General features: G+C 60.5%; 21 protein-coding genes and 1 tRNA gene. 9 read left to right on the forward strand and 13 right to left on the reverse strand.

The genetic code is table 11. The features are described from left to right. Nucleotides 1-22: 22 nt before the first annotated feature. Nucleotides 23-5,557, reverse strand: coding sequence for a hypothetical protein (locus SM766_RS02830; protein ID WP_368946858.1), 5,535 nt, complete (start codon nucleotides 5,555-5,557; stop codon nucleotides 23-25). Nucleotides 5,558-5,868: 311 nt separating this feature from the next. Between SM766_RS02830 and SM766_RS02835 the strand changes: the two genes are divergently transcribed. Beyond that, entirely contained in the window at nucleotides 5,869-6,219 is a 351-nt protein-coding gene (locus SM766_RS02835; RefSeq protein ID WP_368946859.1) for an META domain-containing protein, read from the forward strand. 35 nt (nucleotides 6,220-6,254) lie between these two features. Here the strand turns inward: SM766_RS02835 and SM766_RS02840 are convergent, their stop codons facing one another. From SM766_RS02840 to SM766_RS02870, 7 genes are all read right to left on the reverse strand, one after another. Next, nucleotides 6,255-7,187 carry an AEC family transporter gene (locus tag SM766_RS02840; protein ID WP_368946860.1) on the reverse strand — a complete coding sequence of 311 codons (933 nt, stop codon included), beginning with the start codon at nucleotides 7,185-7,187 and terminating at the stop codon, nucleotides 6,255-6,257. Nucleotides 7,188-7,228: 41 nt separating this feature from the next. Continuing rightward, nucleotides 7,229-8,026, reverse strand: a complete 798-nt coding sequence (locus SM766_RS02845; protein ID WP_065271017.1) for an MBL fold metallo-hydrolase — start codon at nucleotides 8,024-8,026, stop codon at nucleotides 7,229-7,231. Next, the gene (locus SM766_RS02850; protein WP_368946861.1) at nucleotides 8,026-8,838 is read right to left on the reverse strand and encodes a TatD family hydrolase; all 813 of its coding nucleotides are present in this window, start codon (nucleotides 8,836-8,838) and stop codon (nucleotides 8,026-8,028) included. Before SM766_RS02850 ends, SM766_RS02845 begins: the two co-directional genes overlap by 1 nt. A gap of 67 nt (nucleotides 8,839-8,905) precedes the next feature. Beyond that, on the reverse strand, nucleotides 8,906-10,024 hold the full coding sequence (locus SM766_RS02855) for a DNA polymerase III subunit delta' (RefSeq protein WP_368946862.1): 1,119 nt from the start codon (nucleotides 10,022-10,024) through the stop codon (nucleotides 8,906-8,908). Beyond that, entirely contained in the window at nucleotides 10,021-10,674 is a 654-nt protein-coding gene (gene tmk, locus SM766_RS02860) for a dTMP kinase (RefSeq protein ID WP_274828198.1), read from the reverse strand. Before tmk ends, SM766_RS02855 begins: the two co-directional genes overlap by 4 nt. Continuing rightward, nucleotides 10,671-11,801: a D-alanyl-D-alanine carboxypeptidase family protein gene (locus SM766_RS02865; protein WP_065273536.1), complete on the reverse strand. Its 1,131-nt coding sequence runs from the start codon at nucleotides 11,799-11,801 to the stop codon at nucleotides 10,671-10,673. Before SM766_RS02865 ends, tmk begins: the two co-directional genes overlap by 4 nt. A gap of 111 nt (nucleotides 11,802-11,912) precedes the next feature. Further along, on the reverse strand, nucleotides 11,913-12,830 hold the full coding sequence (locus tag SM766_RS02870) for an SPOR domain-containing protein (RefSeq protein ID WP_368946863.1): 918 nt from the start codon (nucleotides 12,828-12,830) through the stop codon (nucleotides 11,913-11,915). Nucleotides 12,831-13,078: 248 nt separating this feature from the next. On the opposite strand from SM766_RS02870, the gene SM766_RS02875 reads away from it, so the two are divergent. Next, nucleotides 13,079-13,168 (forward strand) — tRNA-Ser (locus tag SM766_RS02875). Nucleotides 13,169-13,248: 80 nt separating this feature from the next. Here SM766_RS02875 and SM766_RS02880 read toward each other — a convergent pair. The 4 genes from SM766_RS02880 to SM766_RS02895 all read right to left on the reverse strand — a co-directional run bounded on the left by SM766_RS02880 (nucleotide 13,249) and on the right by SM766_RS02895 (nucleotide 15,587). Beyond that, nucleotides 13,249-14,247 carry a tyrosine-type recombinase/integrase gene (locus SM766_RS02880; protein WP_368946864.1) on the reverse strand — a complete coding sequence of 333 codons (999 nt, stop codon included), beginning with the start codon at nucleotides 14,245-14,247 and terminating at the stop codon, nucleotides 13,249-13,251. Further along, entirely contained in the window at nucleotides 14,241-14,447 is a 207-nt protein-coding gene (locus SM766_RS02885) for a hypothetical protein (RefSeq protein ID WP_065271011.1), read from the reverse strand. Before SM766_RS02885 ends, SM766_RS02880 begins: the two co-directional genes overlap by 7 nt. Before the next feature lie 54 nt (nucleotides 14,448-14,501). After that, nucleotides 14,502-14,765, reverse strand: a complete 264-nt coding sequence (locus tag SM766_RS02890) for a hypothetical protein (protein ID WP_368946865.1) — start codon at nucleotides 14,763-14,765, stop codon at nucleotides 14,502-14,504. Nucleotides 14,766-15,317: 552 nt separating this feature from the next. Further along, complete coding sequence (locus SM766_RS02895) at nucleotides 15,318-15,587, reverse strand: hypothetical protein (protein WP_368946866.1); 270 nt, start codon at nucleotides 15,585-15,587, stop codon at nucleotides 15,318-15,320. Nucleotides 15,588-15,736: 149 nt separating this feature from the next. On the opposite strand from SM766_RS02895, the gene SM766_RS02900 reads away from it, so the two are divergent. Continuing rightward, nucleotides 15,737-17,224: a hypothetical protein gene (locus tag SM766_RS02900; RefSeq protein WP_368946867.1), complete on the forward strand. Its 1,488-nt coding sequence runs from the start codon at nucleotides 15,737-15,739 to the stop codon at nucleotides 17,222-17,224. A gap of 53 nt (nucleotides 17,225-17,277) precedes the next feature. On the opposite strand, the gene SM766_RS02905 is transcribed toward SM766_RS02900, so the two are convergent. After that, complete coding sequence (locus SM766_RS02905) at nucleotides 17,278-17,907, reverse strand: XRE family transcriptional regulator (protein WP_368946868.1); 630 nt, start codon at nucleotides 17,905-17,907, stop codon at nucleotides 17,278-17,280. A gap of 88 nt (nucleotides 17,908-17,995) precedes the next feature. On the opposite strand from SM766_RS02905, the gene SM766_RS02910 reads away from it, so the two are divergent. The 6 genes from SM766_RS02910 to SM766_RS02935 all read left to right on the forward strand — a co-directional run bounded on the left by SM766_RS02910 (nucleotide 17,996) and on the right by SM766_RS02935 (nucleotide 20,941). Then, nucleotides 17,996-18,205 carry a hypothetical protein gene (locus tag SM766_RS02910; RefSeq protein ID WP_368946869.1) on the forward strand — a complete coding sequence of 70 codons (210 nt, stop codon included), beginning with the start codon at nucleotides 17,996-17,998 and terminating at the stop codon, nucleotides 18,203-18,205. Continuing rightward, nucleotides 18,202-18,528, forward strand: a complete 327-nt coding sequence (locus tag SM766_RS02915; RefSeq protein ID WP_368946870.1) for a hypothetical protein — start codon at nucleotides 18,202-18,204, stop codon at nucleotides 18,526-18,528. Before SM766_RS02910 ends, SM766_RS02915 begins: the two co-directional genes overlap by 4 nt. Further along, entirely contained in the window at nucleotides 18,525-18,773 is a 249-nt protein-coding gene (locus SM766_RS02920; RefSeq protein ID WP_368946871.1) for a hypothetical protein, read from the forward strand. The genes SM766_RS02915 and SM766_RS02920 overlap by 4 nt, the downstream gene beginning before the upstream one ends. Then, complete coding sequence (locus tag SM766_RS02925) at nucleotides 18,770-19,390, forward strand: hypothetical protein (protein ID WP_368946872.1); 621 nt, start codon at nucleotides 18,770-18,772, stop codon at nucleotides 19,388-19,390. Before SM766_RS02920 ends, SM766_RS02925 begins: the two co-directional genes overlap by 4 nt. A 274-nt stretch (nucleotides 19,391-19,664) precedes the next feature. Continuing rightward, complete coding sequence (locus tag SM766_RS02930) at nucleotides 19,665-20,249, forward strand: hypothetical protein (RefSeq protein ID WP_368946873.1); 585 nt, start codon at nucleotides 19,665-19,667, stop codon at nucleotides 20,247-20,249. Beyond that, nucleotides 20,246-20,941: a hypothetical protein gene (locus tag SM766_RS02935; protein WP_368946874.1), complete on the forward strand. Its 696-nt coding sequence runs from the start codon at nucleotides 20,246-20,248 to the stop codon at nucleotides 20,939-20,941. Before SM766_RS02930 ends, SM766_RS02935 begins: the two co-directional genes overlap by 4 nt. Nucleotides 20,942-21,025: the final 84 nt, after the last annotated feature.

Consider the following 21,025-nt stretch of genomic DNA (forward strand, 5'->3'; position numbering starts at 1 on the left):
CGGTCGGTGGCCTTTCGATCAGTCAGAGTTTGGACAACCAGTCAATCGCCGGATGGTTCGGTTTCAGCTTGCCCGAGTGATAGGCGGCATAAAGTTCGGAAAACCATTCGCCCGGCGCCCGGAACTGGTAGCCGGTCATGCCCTTGGCGCGTGCGCCAAGCAGATAGGAGGTCCAGCTGTTGGTATAACTCTCCTGATACACAACACCGTCAATCGCGAGCTTCTTGGCAGAGGTCATGCTGGACCATGGTTTTGCGGGCTCAGAGGCGCTATCGATATGTGCCTGAACCTGAACGCGCCGGGTGTCCCATTCTTCGTCCGTGCAGGTCTCGTCCGCGGGTTTGTCCGGGGCATGGGCGCTTGTGTTATGGGCCATGTATTCGGTGATATAGTCTTTGTCATATTTGAACTTCTTGGCAAATTTCTCGGCGATGTCCGAAATCGCCATGCCGTATTCGGTCCAGCCACCGAAATCCTTTTTGCTGCCGTTGCTGTTCATGAAGCCGTGTTTGTCATCCACCGCATGGCCAACCTCGTGCAGGGTGTTCCAGTTGAAGTAGGTCACCGGCTCTTCGTTCGCGGGTTTGCATTTTTCCAGCTCGGCACGCTCTTCCGGGGTGGCCGCATCATCTAGGCTGCCGACCGCGTCATCACTGCCGAAGGCATAGTTGGGCGACAGGCCCGCATCACCTTCGTGCATCACGATCCGCTTTTCGTTGCCCTGGTACATGGATCCGCCTTTGTCGGCTTCGTTGATGGCGAATTTCTTCAGCGAGTCATTGTTGAGCGTGTGGTCCATCGGCAGGTCTTGCATTGCCTTGTAGAAGGCCACGATATTGGGGCCTTTCAGATCGCCATCGGCGATTTCGGTGGCTGGCGCCAAGTTCTTGTTGCTGAAGTTCTTGATATCGCAGCCAAAGCGCGCCTTGAAGGCGACCTTGACCACCGCGCGCTGGGCTTCCGGCTCCAGATTGTCGATCATCGCATCCAGCTCGGCGGTGCCACCCGGGCGTGCCAGGATTTTCTCGATGTCTGCCGGGTCTGGCGGCGTATTGGCCCGCATCTGCGCCATGACATAGGCGCTGGTGCCAATGGCGCGCGCTTCTTCCAGCAGCTTGATGGCATCTGCAGGCTGTTTGCCTGCGTCCTGCGCCGCGGCATCCGCCAGTTTCTTGCGCATGGTGTCGATGCTGGGTTTGATGGCGTAGCGGTGTTCGTGCCCTTCGAGCACGGCCAGACGGGGCTTCACTTCCGGCTCGTCGCGCAGCTCTTTGTACGTCTTATGCTGCTTGGCCAGCTCCAGCGCCGTCTTGGTCAGGGCGATGGCCTTTTCGATATCGGCGCTGACCGCAGCATAGTTCTGGCCACCTCTGGCAGCGGTTTGCGCCCCAGTCAGCAGCTTTTCAACTTCGGCGACCTCGACGGCGACATAGGCGGCCTCTTCGTGGCCCTCGACCGGGGTCAGGGCCGTGCGGGCGCGAGCGATTTCCTGTGTGATGAAGGCATATTGCGAAATCACCTCGTCCGCCGTGTTGCAGGCCTCCAGCGCGGCAAGAAGATGCCCTTTGGCGACCTTGGGCGCCACTCCGTCTTTCTGGCAGTTTTCGATTTCCGCCGTCGCGGTCTTCAGGTGTACCGCTGCGACATCGGCGTTTTCACGGCTGCCGACCACTTTGATCGACAGTTTCGCCGCCTGTACCTGCGGCCACCAGGGGGCGCTGTCCTCATCCCCGCCAATGGCCGAATTCACCACTTCAAGGATGCCATGCGTTTTGGCAGTCGACAGGGCCTCTTCGGCCGAACGCGCCACTTCCTCTGCCATGGTTTTTGCCGTCGCGTAGTCACTCGGTGCCAGTTTGACCAGCGCGTCGTATTTGGCTGTCAGCCGGGTCAGCTGGGCCGCAATGGCCTCGGCATGTTTGTGCGCCCGTGCCTCGTCCAGCTTGGCCTTTGCCTCTGCCCGGGCGGTTTCATACGCCGAGGATCCGGTGATCGCGGTCAGCAACGCCTTGGCGGTCTCGGTGAGAGCCTTCAACTCCTTCACAGCTTGTGAATAATCGTTTTCCGTCAGGTCGGTCCGGGTGGTATCGAGCTTGGCTGCCGCCAGCCGGTCTGTCATCTCCTTGATCCGGTCCTTGGTGGCATCGTTGCTTTCGGCGGCCAGCGCATCGACAGCTGCCTGCGCATCGGTAACCGCCTGAGGGTAGGGGGCCGCCGCTGCAAGAAGAACCTTGCACGCCTCGATCTTCTGGTAAGCCTTTTCGAACATGCCGCGCGCGGCCGTGTAGGTATGCGCGGCCTTCATCGCCTCATATTTGGCAAAATCCGCGTCCGCCCGGGCGATCTGATGTACCCCGGCTTCCTTGCCCGGTCCGATCAGCGTGGCACGGGGGACCTTGAAATAGGGACCTTCCCAGCCCAGCACGGTTTTCAGCGTCGTCAGATCCGCGTCGGTGGCCTTTTCCCAACCGGCTGCATCCTTGGCCTTCTCCGCTGCGCCCTTGAAATCCCGCGCGGTTTGCAGCCGGATACTCTCGTCGATCAGCGCCTGAATCTCCGTCTTTCGATGCTCCAGCTGGGTTTCTACATCGCCGCCCTCGGTGGTGATCTTGGCGATCACCGCGGTGGCCTTGGCCCGGTCGGCCTTGATCGTCTTGTAAAGCTCACCTTCCGCGCGGGCCTGGTCGACCATAGCGCGTGCGGCGGCAAGCTTGGCCTCGGCGCCGTCGTAGTCATAGGCTTCGGGCTTGATCAGATCGTCTGCTTCGCTGGTCAGACGGGTGATGTCATCCAGATGCGGCTGCAGGCAATTGGCATCGTTCAGCGCCGCCAGCCCAGCCACCCGCGTTCCCAGCGAGGTTTTCAGTTCCTCATAGGCGTGATGCTGATGGACCAGCACCATGGCGAGTTTCAGATTGGCGATGGCGCTGTCCAGATGCGCGCGCGCATCGTCGTATTTCTTGGCCTTCTTGGCTTTTTCAGCCTCCGCGGCAGGCACCTGTCCCTTGGCGATCAGCACTGTGAAATCATTGCCGGTATCCGCCGCGACCACCTTGTCCCGGATATCGGTGAAGACCTTGAAGGCCGGATCCCATTTCTTTTTCAGGTTATCCAGCGCGGCGGTATCGGTCAGCCCGTCCAGCTCGACCGCGGCCTCTGCCGCAGCCTTAGCGCTGTCGATGCGTTTTTCCGCATCCGCGAGGCAGGTGTTGGCCGTGGGGAAGTCGAGCTTGAGCGCATGGGCTACGGCTTCGGCCAGCAGCGCCTCGGCATCGGCCAGCATGCCTGCGGCTTGCGGTACGTTCTTCAGCGGTGCGATCTTGCCCTGAACGACCTGGCGCTTTTCCTTGTAGGCCTTACAGGTGTCCGCCTGCGCAGTGGTCGCTGCCCAATCCCCGGCTGTGGCATCCAGCAGGGATATGGCCGTTGAGTATTTGTGAAGCGCTGCTTCCGCCTTGGCCGAGGCGAGATCGCTTTCCATTTTCAGGATGATCACCTGAATGCCCGAGGCGCCGTCGTGGTCCTTGAACTCTTTCAGCTTGGCCTCAAAGGCGGTTAGCTTGGGCGCGTATTGCTGCACCACGGGAATTTCGGTTTCCAGAAATGCGCGCAGGTGCCAGAACTTGCCAAGGGTCTTGAGTGACTCGGCGTAGTCCTTGCTCGTGGCGACATCGGAATCGTTGTAATAGCCGTTCGCCTCGGTCAACTTCACCGTGAGCAGGTTTTTGACAGCGCCGGGAAGCGTGGCCCAGTAATCGACCCAAGTCTTGGCCTTGGGCCGGGCGTCTTCATAGCTTTCCCGCAGCGTCCGCACCCGGGCAGTTTTGGCGTAAACTGCGGCGATCTCATCCAGCTTCTTGATGCCATCCTTGAATTTCTTCGCGGCCTTGTCCTGCTGCGCCGCATCGTAAAGGCGTTCCATCTCGCGGGCGGCATCGTCGACTGCGGGATCGCCAACTGTCACCCCACGCGCAGCGTCGGCCAGTTCCTTGCGGTCGGGGTCCAGCGCCATGAAATGGGCAAAGTCATCGGCCAGCGCCTCGGCCTTGGCGATCTCGGCCTCAGCAGCCGTGAGCGCCTCAGTCGCGGTTTTCAGATCGTGAGCCTTTGCCTTTGCGATGGCGTCCGTGCGGATGTCGTTGATCTTGGCGATTTCGGGCGCGATTTCCGGGGCCCCGGCCTTTGGATGGCTGGTCAGGGGGACCATCCGCAGGTCAAAGATCTCCAGCGCCTTGCCAAAACCGGTCTTGGCTTCGGTGTCGGTGGCAACTGCCTTTTTCAGCCCGGCAAGGGCCTTTTCGCCAGCCTCCAGCTTGGCCGTGCTGCTGCTTTCGGGCTTGGCCTTGGCTTCGTTCGCCAGCGCCTCGACTTTCTCCAGGGCGGTCTTCCATTTGTCCGGGGTCTGGCTGACCGCCTCGGGCACGATGGTGTTATAGGTCTTCACCGGGCCGTCGCGCAGCTCTTTCAACGCGGCTTCGATACGGGCAATCTGATCGGACAGGTCGGTATCATCCGTATCGCCAGCGGCTTCGCCTGAGGGCGGAGCGGATTGTTCGGGCGCTTTTTCCGGTGCGTCCGGGCGGGGGATCGTTGTCGTGTCGCCGCCTTCCGCCGCCTCGGCCCCTCCGCTTGGCGGGGCCGGTTCTTCCTGAGGTGCCTCGGCCGCGGCCTGACGCGCCTTGGAAATGGCCTGTGCCAGCGGACCGACTGCCTTCAGCGCGCCTTCGAAATCAGGCGGCGTGGCTTCCACCCTCGCGGTGATCTGAGCCCAGACCGCCTGAATTTTCTCGGATTGGGTTGTCTTGAAGGAGAGAACCTCGTCGATCAGCGGCTTCAGCTTGGCTTCTGCCTGCTGCCACTTTGCCTCAAGCAGGGTTTGCCGCTTGGCCCGCGCAGCGGCGTCCTGGGCCGCGGTCTTCATCTCCGCTGACAGCTTGGCCACATGCTCTAGCGCCGTGGCAAAGGCGCCGGTGTCCGCCTTGGCCTGCAACGCCTTCCAAAGCGTCTCGACCCGGGAAAGATCAATCCCGGCGATCTGGCGCAGCTTCACGAGGTTGGCTTCGACCTTTTTCGCGGCTGCAGCCCATTTCTCCTCTGCCGGATCAGTGGCGCCTGAGGGCGCTGAAGGGCCATCCGGTTCTGCCGTTTCCGTCGCCGTCTCGCCGCTTGCGGCCTCTTTCGCAGCCGGGACTTCTTCGTTCTCATCTTTCTCCGCTTCGACGACCTGTCCGTCGAGGTCTTGAATGATGATGCTGTATTTCAGCCCGACGACCATGAACATTTTCTTGGTCTTACGGGCCATGCCCGGCGGGATCTTTCCTTCGACAATGAGGGTCAGTTCCTTGCCGTCCAGTTTCAGCCGTCCAAAGGTGAACTGCGGCGTCTCTCCATCGGATTTCGCCTGCTTGCCAAGCACCTTGGCGGCTTTGGTCTTGTGGGTGAGAAAGACCGAGTCTTCGATCTTCTTGCCAAAACACAAACCAAAGGCCAGCTCGCGTTTGCGGGCGATTGCCATCTGTTGTTTGATTTCTTTCGCGGCAGATCCATCAAGAGGCATTGGGCAGCTCCTGGACTGAAAAACTGTTTAAAAATAGCACACTACACACTTGCCTCTTTCAGGGTCGCACGCGGTTAACGTTTCGGCAAGAATTTTTTTCTTGTGAAACCGTACAGACTGCGCAGACTCTGCGGGCATATGCACCAAGGTGAGATTATGCCGATTTTCCAGATAACCGGCTCTGCCACATGAGGATTTCAGGTCCCTTTCTGGCCGTGATCCTGGCAGTCAGTGCCGGGGTTTGGGGTTGGAGTTTGGCGGGATTTTCTTATGCCTCGGAGCACGCCAATGCACCCAGTGGAGGGGTCCCCATGGTTTCACCCACGGCAGAGAGTTTCGATGGCGCCTGGATCGTGCAGCGGGTAAAGGGCATCGACATTGCGGGCTTTGACGAGATGCGGTTCGATTTCGCTGAGGGCACGCTTTATGGCTCTGGCCCCTGTCGCAGCTTCACCACCACCTACGGGCCGGACCTGCAGAACCTCATGTTCACGCCGTTCGATATCGGTGGCGGGCTCTGTGACGAACAGACGATGATCGCAGAGCGCGAATTCCTGCAGCGGCTGGGTCTAGTCAACCGGATGGAACTGGCCGAGGACGGGCAGCTGGTCATGTATAACTTTGATGAGCCGCTGCTCTGGGCGGTTCGACTGCCCGGCTGAACCTGCGCGAGGCCTAGGCGGGCAGGGGGGGTGCCTCAGGTGAGGACCACGAGCCAGAACCACACCGTCAGTACTGACGCCCCGGTGGCGATGAGCACCGAGGAAGCGGCGACGCGCCGGGCGCGGCCATACATATTGGCAAAAATATAGGCGTTAAAGCCCGGCGCCATCGCAGCATTGAGAACACCGGAGCGGAACAGATCCTGTTTCAGGCCAAGAGTGCTGCCAAGGGACCAGACGATGGCCGGGTGCACCATCAGGGCGGTCACGCAGACAAATGCGATAGTGCGCAGATCACCCTCGGGGCGGTATTGCACCAGTACGCCGCCAAGGGCGAACAGCGCCGCCGGGAGCGCGGCGCGGATCAGAAGCTGCAGGGCATCGTCAAATGCACCAGGAATGGTGAGGCCGATCAGGTTGGCGGCAAATCCCAGTGCAATCCCGAGGATCAGCACGTTGCGGAACATCGCAGTCAGCACCGAGCGTGCCATCTTCATGCTGCCGCTACCGCGGTTCTTGACGATCTCCATCACGGTGATGCCGATGCCGTAGCAAAAAGGGGAATGGAACGCGATGATCGCATAGTTACCGGTCAGATTGTCCGGGCCAAAGGCGCGTTCGGTGATCGGCAGGCCCAGCAAGACCGAATTGGAGAACAGGCAGCAGAAGCCGATGGCCACGCAGTCTTCCCAGTCGCGTTTGAAGATCAGCCGCGCACCGAAGAGGCCGATCAGAAAACAGATCCCCGCCCCGGTGTAAAAGCTGACGAGCAATGTCGGGTCAAAACTGCTAGAGAGATCCAGATTGGCAATCGCCCGGAACAACAAGCAGGGGATGGCAAAGCTCTGGGTGAATTTCATCAGCCCTTCGATATGGCTGTGCGTGAAATATCCTTTCATCGTTGCGGCATAGCCCGCAGCGACCACCAGGAAAACGGGCAGAATGACGTCGATCAGGCTTTGCAGCATATAGTCGTAGTCCTAATGGGCGCTCGCCCGGTTGGGCGGCCCTAGATCGGACTGCGGATCACCATGCCATCATAGGCGGCAGAGATATGATCGGGGGTTTCTGCCTCGACCGTGGCATAATCCATATCGATATGCATGTTGGTCAGCACCGCGCGCCGGGGCTGCATCCGCTCGATCCACTCCAGCGCCTGCGTCATGTTGAAATGCGTGGGATGTGGGGTGCGGCGCAGGGCGTCCAGAACCCAGCAATCCATATCCTGCAGCTCGGGCAGGGCACTGTCGGGGATGTCGACCACGTCGGGAAGATAGACCAGCCCGCCCATCCGGAACCCCAGCGCGTCGATCGACCCATGCCCGACCTCGAAGGGGCGGAAGGGGATTTCGCCGCCAGGGCCATCGATAACAAAAGGGCCATTGATGCTTTGCAGATCCAGAATCGGCGGATAGGGCGATCCTTCGGGCTGCACAAAGGCATAGCCAAAGCGCGACAGCAGGGCGTTCTGGGTATCGCCATCTGCGTAGACCGGGATCCGCTTGCGCATGTTGAAGACGATCATGCGCAGATCGTCGATACCATGCACGTGGTCCGCGTGGGAATGAGTATAGACGACCGCGTCCAGCCGTCCGACCTCTGCATCCAGCAGCTGGCTGCGCATATCCGGCGAAGTATCGATCAGCACCGTGGTGGTGCCATCCGGGCCGTCGCGCTCAACCAGCATGGAGCAGCGCCGCCGTCTGTTGCGCGGGTTCTCAGGGTCGCAATCGCCCCAGTGACCGCCAAGGCGCGGCACCCCGCCCGAAGAGCCGCTGCCGAGGATGGTAAAGCGCAGTTCAGCCATCAGGCGGCCGCCTGATATTGCGCTGCTTTCCAGAACAACCGGTCGAAATTCTCCTGCGTCTGGGCCGCGAAATCGGCGTAGTCCATGCCAAAAGCCTCGGCGCCGACTTTGGCGGTCAGGGCAGAATAGGCCGGTTCATTGCGTTTGCCCCGGTGCGGCGGCGGTGCCAGATAGGGCGCGTCGGTTTCCACCAGAATGCGGTCGATGGGCGCGGCGGCAAAGATGTCGCGCAGCTCCTGGCTTTTGGGGAAGGCGGCAATACCGGACATCGACAGGTAAAACCCAAGATCCAACGCCGCCCGGCCAAGTTCCGCCGAGGAGGAGAAGCAATGCATCACGCAGGAATAGCTGCCGTTCTTCATTTCTTCGGACAGGATTCGGGCCATGTCGTCATCCGCGGCGCGGGCGTGGATGATCAGCGGCAGGCCGGTTTCTCGGGCGGCGGCAATGTGATTGCGCAGCGAGACCTGCTGAATCTCGGCGCTGTCCGCGGTGTAGTGGTAATCCAGACCGGTCTCGCCGATGCCGACGAATTTGGGGTGTTTAGCCAGCGCCACCAGTTCATCCACGCTGACCAGCGGCTCATCAGCCGCGCTCATCGGGTGGGTGCCTGCGGCGTAAAACACCGGCGCGTGGGTTTCGGCGATGGCGCGCACCGAGGGTTCATTCTTCATCTTGGTGCAGATGGTGACCATCCGGGTGACCCCGGCCTCGGTGGCACGGGCGATCACCTGATCCAGCTCGCCAGCGAAATCCGGAAAATCCAGATGGCAGTGGCTGTCGGTGATCTGGGGAAGGGATGTGCTGCTCATGCCTGTCTTTCGTCGTCTTGTGCGCCGCAGCTCCGGACCTGCCCAGACCAGCCCGGACGAGTCGGGATCAGCGCGACGCGGTTTCCTGCATCTTGAAAACCGTATCTAGGACTAGCGCGGCGGGGTCAAGGTTCACGGCCTGACCGTGGCGGGCGCGTGCTGTTGCTTCGGCAGAAAGGTCGGCCCATGCCCGGCCTTTGTGCGGATCAGGGGCGAGGCGCTGCAACATGGCGGTTTCACCGTGTGCGGCCTCTGGCTGGGGCGGCTGTCCGGTGGCGCCGGTACGGGCCAGCCGGGCCATGGCGACCTCGGTCAGGGTCAGCAGTAGCTCAAATTTTTCCGCGCCGCCACGCTGGGCCGCGGTTTCGGCCAGCGCCATGGCGCGCTGACGGTCCAGACGGGGCAGAGAATCGAGGATCTGTACAAGTTCGGCGTATGTCTTCAGACCACCAAGGTTCAGAAGACGCAGCGCCGCGCCGACCGATCCGGCGGCCAGCGCCGCAAGATGATCGGCGTTCTCTGGCAGCTCGGCCCCGGATTGACTGAGGGCGGCCTGCATATCCTCTGCCGACAGGGGGCCAAGGCGCAGCGTGCGGCAGCGCGAGCGGATCGTCGGCAACAGGCGCGAGGGCTGATGTGAAATGAGGAACATGGTGGTCCGCGCGGGCGGCTCTTCCAGCATCTTCAAGAGGGCGTTGGCGGCGCTGGGGTTCATGTCATCGGCGGCATCCACGATCACTACGCGGCGCCCGCCATCGGTGGCAGACAGGCCGAAGAACCGGTTCAGTGCGCGGATATCATCGACAACGATCTGATCGCGCAGTTTTCCCTTGTCGTTATAGCTGCGGGTGATCGCGGCCAACCCCGGTTCAGCCAGAGCGTGGATCCGGTGCGATACCGGGTGATCCGGGTCGATGTCGAGCGTGGTCGCTGGCGGCGGCGCGCCGAACAGCCCGTCCTCGGCCGGGGGCGTCGCCAGAAGAAACCGCGCGATGCGCCAGGCCAACGTCGCCTTGCCAATGCCCTGCGGCCCGGTCAACAGCCAGCCGTGATGCAACCGGTCCGAGTTGAAGGCGGTAAGAAAATCCTGCTCTGCCTTGTTCTGGCCGAATATCTGTGGGGTTTCCCGCGGGTGTGGCGCGCCTGCGGCCTGATCTGCCCGCGGCAGCTCGTCCTGCGCGCTCATACCGGGTGTCCTTCGGGGGAAAGGGCCGCCAGCGCCTGCGACAGAACGTCCTGCGCGACCGTATCCAGAGCACGGTCGCCGTCCAGAACGCGGAACCGGTCGGGGAATTCCTGCGCCAGTGCCAGAAACCCGGCGCGCATCTTTTCCTGCAAGGACAGGCCGAAATCCTCGAACCGTTCTTCGGTGCCCTGACGCCCCTTGGCGCGCGAGAGGCCGGTGGCCGGGTCCATGTCGATCAGGATGGTCAGATCCGGTTCACGGCCGATCATCAGGTCATGCAGCTGGTCCACCGTAGCGCGCAGATCGCCGCGCGACAGGCCCTGATACATGCGGGTGCTGTCGGCAAACCGATCGCAGATCACCACCTTGCCAGCGGCGAGCGCCGGTTCGATGGTGCGCTCCAGATGATCCCGGCGCGCGGCTGTGAACAACAGGATTTCGGTCTCCGCCGACCATTTGTCGGGATCGCCCTCCAGCACCAGCCGCCGGATCTCTTCGGCCCCGGGGGAGCCGCCGGGCTCGCGAGTTAGCACCACCTCGCGCCCTGCCGCCTGAAGCGTCTCGGCCAGCAGCCGACACTGGGTGGATTTTCCGGACCCGTCGATGCCTTCGAAGGTGATGAACAATCCGCGTTCGGGACCGGGTGTCACAGCGCGTCCTCGGGGCCGTTCAGAAAGCGTTTGATCAGAACCTGCGCGGCGGTCTTGACCCGCACCGGAAAGCCACCTGCGGGCACGTCATTCGCTGCCACCAGCGGCAAGCGCACCTCGGGCAACTCATCGGGCTGGAAGACCAGCTCGGCCAGTTTGTCGCCCTTGCGGACCGGCGCGTCGATGGGGCCGGTGTAGACCACCTCGGCGTTGATCTCACTGCCGGTCAGGGCGGGTACCAGGATTTCCAGATCTTCGGCCGGCACCAGGCCTACCGATCGTGCCGCGCCGCGCCATACTTCGGCTTCGGCGACAGGGGTGTCAGCTTTGGCGATGGTTTTCTTGGTAAATTGGCGAAACGACCAGTTAACGAGGGCCTCTGCCTCCTCTGCACGCGCCTTGGTGCTGGCCAGCCCCGTGATCACGAAGATCACCCGCCGGTCGCCCTGTTTGGCCGATCCAACAAGGCCATAGCCCGCCTCACTCGTGTGGCCGGTTTTCAGACCGTCGGCGCCAATGCCCAACGTCAGCAGCGGATTGCGGTTGCGGGTGTTCGACGGCGCGCGTCCATCGAATTCAAAGGTTTTTTCCGAAAACAGCGGGTAATACTGCGGAAAATCTTCGATCAGATGCTGGGCAAGAATGCCCAGATCCTGCATCGACATGCGATGCCCGGCGGCGGGCCAACCGTTGGAATTGGCAAAGGTGGCATTGGCCATGCCCAGTTCGCGCGCGCGCTTGGTCATGTAACGGGCGAAACCGGCCTCGGTTCCGTCCGGGCTCAGTGCCTCGGCGATCACCGCGCAGGCATCGTTGCCCGACAGCACGATGATGCCGCGCAGAAGATCCTCGACCCGGACACGGTCGGTTGTGTCCAGGAACATGGTGGAGCCGCCATAGCTCATCGCGTGTTCGCTGACCGGCAGCTGTTCATCCAGCGTCAGCCGCCCATCGCGCAGGGCTTCAAAGGCCACATAAAGCGTCATCAGCTTGGACATGGAGGCCGGGGGCAAAGGCACCTCGGCATTCTTCGAAAGTAGAACCGTATCGGTGCTTTGATCTAGCACGAAGGCGGCGCGGGCCTTTGTATCAAAGGCCGAGGCCGGAACAGAGGCAATGCTCAGCATAAGCCCGGCGCAGGCGGTCAGTTTCAGTGCGGATTTGACAAGATCGATCACCGGTGTGTCATCCTTGTTGGTCTGTGTGCAGGCGACGCGGGGCTGGGAGCGTCATGCAAGTCAATTGGTCACCGCGTAGGCATCCGAGAAGCCAGCCTGTTTGACGCTTTTCAGCAGCTGGCTGCGCTCGCTCTTGGTCTGTGCCGGTCCGACGACAACGCGCCAGAAGGGTTTGCCGTTGGAGGATTGCTCATAAACGATCGGGATCATGCCTGCATTGCGCATCTGACCTGCTGTCCGATTGGCGTTTGCCTCGACGCTGAAGATACCGATCTGGATGTAAGGTTTTTCAAGCGGCGAAACGCGTGTTTTCGGCGTCGCGGGCGCGGCCTGTGGTTTCGCAGGCGCAGACGCTGGGGTTGCATCAGGTGCGGGCGCATCGATAGCTGCTGCAGCCCCGGCGATCGGGTCCAGCGGTGCCTCTGCTACCGCATCGGGCGTCAGTGCCTCGCTCTGTGCCGTGGTATCTGCGGCATCCTCCGCCGGTTCTGCAGCGACCTCTTCCGGTGCTGTCTCGCGGCGCAGGGCGGTAACGTTCAGTTCGACCGGGGCGCCTGCCAGCATGCCCAGAGCCGCTGCCGCATCGGACGACGCCTGAATGCGCGGTCCGGGAATTTCACGCTCGCGGCGGAACAGGGCGCCGATCACGAATTTACCATTGGCGCTGTTGCGGATGATGACCCGTTCCGGATCCTGCGCATCGGGGTGGGCCACCCAGACACCGCCAAGGGAGGGACGCCCGTCCCAAAGTCCGGCCTCGGTCACCTGAAATACATCCGGCGATTCCACGTCGCGCTCCACCAGTTTGGTGCTGCTGGCCGATGTCGGCGCTGTGTCGGTCGCAGAGGCTTTGGGCTGCAGGAACGGCAGCCCGGCGCCGTCTTCACAGGCGGTCAGCATCAGCAGACATAAAGCAGACGCGCAGATCCGCGCGCCGGTTTTTCCGATTGGCGTGGCCCGAGTTCTGGCCTGTGTCATGGTTCTTCCCTTGCCTGTGCTCAAAGCGGCGATGCGCTGCTTGCCGGGTTCCCGGTCATCGTTTGATTTTGCAAATGATAGCCTGCGTCTTCTTGCATGAAAACCCTGTCCCCAAGCGGGCGGCACAAAAGCATGGCAATTGGCATTATTTCGCGTGCGTTTACATCGGGCACAGCTCCTTGTTCGAAAAAGATGGCACGATTTTCCCTTGCACGATGTGCTGGCGCGGCCTAAACCGCCAGCGGACCGGGGAGGTGGCAGAGTGGTCGAATGCGGCGGTCTTGAAAACCGTTGAACGTGAGAGCGTTCCCAGGGTTCGAATCCCTGTCTCCCCGCCACTAAATCAAATAGTTAGCTGCCACCTGACTAGCCTGCTCCGCAGGCTGAATTTCAGGGTTTCCCAAAAAGTTTCCCACGTTCACGATCTGTTTTTGCTCTGTTCCCGGAGGCTCTGGGCCTCTTTCGCCAGGCGTTTCTGACTCGCGCCTTTCGAATACTTTTGCACCATCGACAGGCTTTTGTGGCCTGTGATCGCGGCGATTTGCTGGTCCGTGCAACCTGCTTCTGCAAGTTCACCGGCAGCACTGTAACGCAAACCGTGCAGCGAATATGCGGTCAACCCGGCAGATTTCCGAACGGCCATCACCTTCTTTTGCAGTTGGTCATACTTCAGCGGCTGCCCGGTATCGCTGGCAAGGATATGGCGCGCGCTGTTGCGCCGGGTCGCTGCCAGAGCGGCTGCGAGGCGCGCCGTAAAGGGGATCCAAAGCCGGGCTTTGGTCTTGCCCTGGGTCACCCAGATCCCGTCATCCTCAATATGGTTCCATTCCATGCGGGTGAGGTCCGAGGCGCGCTGCCCTGTTCCCAGCGCCAATTCAAAGATCAGCAGCGCAAGGCCGTCTGCATGTTCGCGGTAGAGTGCAATTGCCGAGGCAGGCCAGGGCTTGTGCCCTTCGCCGGTTTGGATCTTCGCAATGCCCTTTGCGGGATTGTCGCGCTGCCAGTCCAGGTCAATGGCATGTTCGAACAGGATGGACAGCATATGGGGAATGTAGTTCGCGAAACGCGCCCGGTGCCGGTTTGCCATCTGCGCCTCAATGATGGTGGATCGGCGCATCTTGGTCGGGTTCTTGCTGCCCACTGTGTCTGACAAGTATTCAAGCACCTTGGAGTAATCCGCCCTGGTGCGAGGGGCCAGGCGGTCCCATTTGGGCGATTGCTTGTAGCTCAGGATCAGCTTTTCGAAGGTGAACTTCTGGGACAGGCTGCCGCCGCCGCGCATCAGGCGCCAATACTCCCGATCATATTCTTCGCTGTTCGGATCGTCTGGCAGGCGCACATACTGCCCATCCTTTCGGAAATATTGGTATTTTCGGCCCTTGACCGTTTTGGTCGCAGTGAACTTCTTCCTCACCATTTCACATCCTCGAAACCGTCAACGAGGTCACCGCGCATCACGGCTCGGAGCTCTTCTGTGTCCCATCGTTGAAAAGGGCCAACCTTACGAGGACCGGGCAACACGCCATCCGCCACGAGCGAGAGGAACTCGGGCACCTTCATGTCCAGAAGTTTTGCAGCTGACTTTTCCCCGACAGCTAAGGGTGTGAGGTTAGCCATCTGTTTTCCTCCGGGTCATTCTTTCGCGTGTGGTTCGTGCGGATTCGGCATGCATTAGTTCTTGCCATTGGCGCGGCGCATACGGCGGATGCATCGGTTCATGATTTTTTGTCGTTCATTGATGAGCTGGTTCAGGGCATCCTGTTTGCGCAGGATCCGCAGGTGGAGTTTTGCGAGTCGCCTGACTTCCAGTTCATTGGCGAAATGCAGCCACAACGCCCGTAGGCCAAAGGGCTGTGTTCCCGAGGCTGGCCTTGTGCTTTTCAATTGTACAGCGGCAGGTGGTGTACAGCTTTCTGCTTCTGTCGTTCTGTTCAAAGCGCAGCCTGCCCATTGTAGGGGCAGTCCGGGCGGTCATCTGTTGCGCGGCGGGACGGGTCGGCCCGAAAACCTTGCCGAGCCGCGCGTAGCCATCCGCGGATCGCATCGGTCCGGCTGGCGCCATATGCCGTCATGCCGTGCAAAGAGGCCCACCAGTGGCCTGCATCATAATCCCAGCGGCAGTCCTCATGTGGCGGGGTCAAGGTGCCGCCTGCCTTCCTGAACAGGGCGGCGCGTCTGAAGAGGGGCGTATTCGCCAACTGCTGCATGTCTGAGTAGATTTGTTGTTGGTGTGGAGATGCGGTGTTTCGCATTGGGGCCTCGTCGAAGATGCGCGGGCGGATTTTATTGGAGGAGGATTGAACCGCCCGCGCCATTTCGCGCTCCTGCACATGGGCGCGAAACCTTAAGAAAAAGCGGCGCGTGCAATCCTCCGAAAATCACGCGCCGCTACCTGGCTATCTGGGATGGGGCGGTGCCCGTGGGTGCGTCCCGGTCAAGCTGCCCTTTGCCTTGGATTGGTGTGGAGCTGGCAAATTGGTGCGCTGGTCAGGCCGCATGGCGGCGCTGAGGTTGGTAACCTTTCGCATCGATGATTTGGCGCACTTTCTGCGCGACGCGATCAAGGGTCTGATCAACGGGTTCCGGCGCAGGTGCGGGCCGGTCAATCAGGTGGGCCGCACGGAGGCGGGCAGGGCTGAAGCCTTGGCCCCGTGCGGCCTTCATGGCAGCCCATGCCGACGTGAATAGGTGGATTTCGTCGAGGTGTGCCTCGGGCGAACCTGCGATCTGCCGTGCGGTCTTGATGATGTCGTTCATTCAATCCTCCATCAGGTTGATGGGAGAATTGCTATCAGGGGACAAAAGTCCCTGTCAACCAAAAATGGGGATATAAATCCCCTTTCTCGAATCGGGGGCCTCACTGTGCCTTCCTAGTCCACACGGGCTTGAGGTTCACTGGCCTCTTGATGCGGACCTCGGACTGGCAGGGTTTGCCAGTTGAATGTGGTATTTCAGAAAAGCAGATTGTAAGACTTTTATATACGCCATTCGACACATCGAGTTTTAAAAAAATGAGAATTAGTACCACTGGCATCGCCATAGTTCGTCATTCCGAAACTGGAGAATTGTTCGAGATTGAACCTGACGAAATTAATTGGGAAGTGGTTGCGAGCGAAGAGCGGGACATGGGCCCTGATCGGCTGTGGAGCGCTTCAATAAGCCGCGATGAGTTGGGCGAAATTCGTTGGGAGATGTCGGAGTACCCCGAGGGCTTACTTGGTGATCCTGTTCCATACCTGAGGGGCCATGAACTCGTACAGAAATTTTCTGTTGGCATTGAGCATGAACCAGACTTTGACGACGATGACTTTGATGAAGACGACTTCGACCGCGAAGCTGCAGCCGAAGATATGAGGGAATGGTTCTACGCAAACTATGAAGATCCAGCCAATTCGCTGCCGTACGTCTCAGCGGAGGGAGGCTACCAGTGGATTTACGGAGGGCCGGATACACCACAGGATGCTCTTGGGAGCAGCTTCTCCGGTGACTATCCAGAAGAGTTCATTGAAGAGGTTGCCGCGGACATTGTCGACGAAAGCGGTCTTTGGGATTGGTCGCCAATTCCTGGGCCTGATTTTTTCGATGATGGTGAGGAAATCGCTGAGGAAAGATCTGCTGAAGAAGATGCTCTTGCATTGAGCCGACTTCTGCCATTGGCTGAGGAGCTGGAACAAGATCCCGAGACCGGCGCCTTTGAGGTGCGGGCAAAAAAGGTTGAGAAACCTGACTTACTGGCTGCGACGCTCGCGCAGCTGGCTGACGCAATCGAAGATGTGCTCGAAAATCAGTCCAATGGGCTGAATGAGAATTCCCTAGAAATCCGGAAGCTGCGACGCACTCTAGAGCGTTATGCCAATGACCCCCAAAGGGTCGAGATGGATCTTACAACGGTTCACCACAGTTTGACGGTTCAAATTGGCACAGGTGAGTTGCCGCCGTCTGAAGAGAACCAGGCATTACTTTCGGCGTTGCAGGAAGGTGCCCAAGGCATACGCGCGACTGATCCAGAGGTTGCCGAAAATCGGAGGTTGCTGCAAGAACAATCACTTCGTGAGTTGTCTCCCGAAAACCTCGAAAAAATCGCCGAAGCCGCCCCTGTTCTGGAGGCGATCACTCAAGGTGATCTTCGAGAACAGATGCGTGATGATGTATTGTTCCTAACGCAAGAGATGCGCGTCGGGCCACCAAAATTACCCGGTGTAACTAGAGCCGATGCGATTGTCACCGGTCAGGATGAAGCGGTGCGTGTGTTCGGAAGGTCGGCGCGAATGCTGATTGCACTTAGAAAAACACCTGAGTTCGTTAACAAGATACATTCGAGTGCGGGTTTCAAGGCTCTCAATATCTTGGCGGTCCTCGGAGGATTAGTCTCACTAGGATTGATGCTGTTTTGAAATTTCTGCGAGCTGGTCTGCCGCGAAGGTTGACTGTTGTGATGTGAGGTGGATTAGATCTTCTTGGCGAGGTCAGCAGGCCAGTGCAGTTGGACCTTTGCTGCCCATTTTAGGCGCACGTTCCACATGTTGTTGGCGCCAGGGTTCAGTGAAATCAGGTGGAACAGGCCGGGCTCGTCACCGGCCTTTACTTGTTTTACCCAGCCCATGCCGTCCTCATCTTCGCAGACGCAGCGGTGACCGATGATGTCAGAGGGAACGCTATCGTGCCCGTTTCGGCTGTAAAATAGCAGATCCCCATCTGAATAGACTGGTTCCATACTATCGCCCTCTACCTCCACGGCAACGATGCCATTCGGAGATAGACCTGGGGGGCATTCGACCTGAGGGCCGCCGCCCTTCGGGTAAGCATCGAATACAGGAACTTGGGCACCCGCGCCAACCTTGCCTGCAATTGCGATGGTTGGTTTGCCCTGAAACTCCCCAGCCATGAAGCTTTCCAAGGATACACCTAGAGCGGCGGCAAGACGCAGCGCGTCTTCTGCATTCGTACTTTGAGTCTTGCCTTGATTGATTTTCTTAAGCTGCTCGTAAGATACGCCCGCCTTTTCGGCCAGCTTCCGCATCGAAAGTCCTGATGCCGTCATTGCTCCGTTGAGCGCTTCTCTGAATGTCAATGGCATGTGGTGACAATATTCCCTTATCGGCGTTGAGGATAGGAGAGGATTGTCCCTTGATGTGTGGGGATAAATATCCCTATATGGTGCCATGATGACCACACAGCTGATTTCTGAGATCGAACGGTTTGCCTCTTCTAAGGGTGTCGCTCCGGCTACTGTGACTAGCCGCGCAGTCGGCAATAGCCGCCTGTATCGCCGCTTGAAGGATGGCAAGAGTTGTACGCTTGGCGTGGCTGACCGGCTTCGCCAGTACATGAGCGACAATCCAGCACCAGAAGAAACGCCGGAGGCCGCCGCATGAGCCGCCCGCGTCTAACCCTGATTGTGAGCAATGATGTGCCATGCAAACAGCCTGGCACGTCTGAGAGTATAGCGTCTTGGTCAAATCGGTTTGACCCCTATGCGCTTAAATCCACTGCGGCGGACCTGTGGTCTGCCTACTTCCGCGAGCGGTTCAATAGCCCGCGTGAGGTGGCGCTGTATTGCGATGTCAGCTTCCAGACGGCGCTGAACTGGTGGGGCGCGGTGACGGCGCCTACCAGCCATATCGCGCTGTTGGTGATGCTGACGGACCCCGGTGCGCCGGGCTTTTTCCATGATAAGATGAGGAGGGCCGCAGCATGAATGTGCGGATTGAACGGATCGCCTATCAGATCTGGTGGCTGACCCGCGAGGCCGGTGGCGATTGCACACTGGCTGATCTCGCTGCCTTTACCGGCGCGAGCGCGGAGACCTGCCGCAACATCTGCATGCACCGAGGCTGGGGCCACCGCTATCGTCGCCGGGCGGTAGCGGGCCGATGGCGCGCGGTAGAGATGCGGCCGTATCAGTCGGGCCGGGCGCAGGATCTGATGGAGGTCTTCGCATGAGCACCGCGCCAAAATTCCTGCGCCCGGTCGATGCGGGAGATCTGCCGGATTATCCGATCTCGTCGCAGGACCGGCTGGACAGCCACTTCTTCATTCAGTGGAACCTCAAACGCTGGCGCCGCAGCGAGTTCCGCCAACTGGCGGAGCCAGAGGTCGGCTGGATCGGGTTCAACCTGTTCTGCGTCTCCCACGAGGAAACCCCGGTGGGCACATTGCCGACGGATGAGCGGCTGCTGGCGAATGCGGCGGAGATCTCCGTCGATCGCTGGCGGCAGCTGTGCAATCGGGAGATCACGCCGCTGCACAACTGGTCGCTGGTGCGCTGTGACAATGGCGAGGTCCGCTATGCCCATAAGGTGGTGACGGAAGTTGCCATCGAGGCGTTGAAATCCCGCCGGGCCAATCTGGCGGATAAGGAACAGCGCCGGGTGAACAAGCGGCTGAAGGATCTGCGCGACATGATCGAGGTGCGGATCGGGGCAGGGCAGTTGCTGCGGGCGCCGGACTTCCTGGAGCGGTTCCATGGCTGGCTGGAAGAGACCTATCCGGATGTGCAGCGCCGCGAGGCCTTCATCCGCAAGGCGCTGGATGAATTCCAGCTGCAGGGGCAGGGCTGAGCGGTTCTGAAACCACCTGTGACTTTCCGTGACGGTTACGGAACATCACGGAACAATCACTGAAAATCACGGAACTGACCCGGAAAATCACGGAAGTTCCCGGGATCGATACGGTTCTCTCCTTTTTTGCGCGGTTTCTGTCACCGCTGAAAGGAGAAGAAACGAAAAGAAATGAAACGAGACTGACGGAACGCGCACCGCAGCGGGCAGGGCCAGAGGGGCCACCGCGTGGCTGGAGGGATGTCGGAACAGGCTTAGAAAGGAGACAGAGGCGATGGATGCGAAAGAGCAGGCAGCGGGAGAAAAGCGGGTGCAGGACATCCTGATTGCGCCGCTGGAGGCATTGGGGCTGGCGCGGCCGTCAACGGCCACCCTTGCCAAGTTTGAAGTGATGAAAAAGGAACTGCGCCAGAAGCTTGCCTATATGAGCGAAGACGGGCTGACGGATCTCAGGGAGTGGATCGAGGCGCACCCCGAGGGCAAGAACAAGGACCGGTTTCCTATTGCGCTCAAGATCCTGGCCAAGGCGCGGGAAAAGGAAGCGCCGGATACCGGGCCATCGCCGCTGATGCTGAATGTGTTCCGCGATGAGCTGGGCCTCAGGGCGATCCAGCAGGGCTGGGCGCCGGAGCTCCTGGAGTTCATCACTGCGGGCCGGGAATGGCCAGGCCGGTGGAGCCAGACCAAGATCCGGGAAAGCGCGGACAATCCGGTGCGACGGCTGGAGGATATCGAGATGCGCCTGGCGCGGGGCGATGCCATCAGCGCGGCCGAAGACCGGTTCCGGCTGCAGCGCCGGGCTGCGCTGCAAAGGTGCCAGGACATTGCGGATCAGGCCCGCCGAAAGGGGGCGGCATGAACATGGCTGTTCTTGAACGTCCGCTCGTGGGTACGGCGCGGGGCGCGGCGCTGACCGGGGTCCGGGCCCCGCGCAGTGGCAGGCTGGCGGTCGGGGTTCTGGACCTGATCGAATGGGCGTTCCAGCGGGAAAAGGTAGGCCTCGACTTTGACGAGATCGAGCGGGAAACCGGGGCGCGTCCGGGGATCGGGATGGAATACCTGATGATGCAGCAGGCACAGCTGGGATGCCGGGTGCAGGGTGGCGGAACATCGCCGCGCCACCATGATGCGGATATGGTTGCGGCGTCACTGGCCTGCCTGCCCGAGATCTATGGCGGGCGACGGATGGCTGTGCAGATTGCGGAGCTGGCCCGGGTTGGTGAACGCCCGGATTGCCTGATGGAAGCAGAGCAGCGCTGTGCGCCGCTGGACTGGCGCGGCACGAAACACGGGCGGTTTGCAGCGGTGGAGGTTTGCCGGGTGCCGGGGCTGCGCTGGCCTGCGGATCAGCTGGGCAAGCGGGCGGATGGGTCCTGGTGTCCTGTTGGCTACAGCGTGACGGGGCGGGAGATTGCAGCAGCCCGGCGCCGGTATCTCAGCTGGTACGGGGCGCTCCTGCACTTGCGGCACATCTTCCAGGCGGCCTGCCATCTGACGTCCTTTGTCGTGACGGAGGCGATGCCGCCAAGAACGCCGTGGCAAAGGGGTTGACGCGGATCTCAATCTGTTGACATAAAGCACCTGTCTGAATTGCGCCTGAAGCAGAGATCCTGCTCCGGGCGCTTTTGCGTTTGG

The sequence above is a fragment of the Pseudophaeobacter sp. A-200-2 genome, assembly GCF_041008815.1.
Classification (GTDB): Bacteria; Pseudomonadota; Alphaproteobacteria; order Rhodobacterales; family Rhodobacteraceae; genus Phycobacter; species Phycobacter gallaeciensis_A.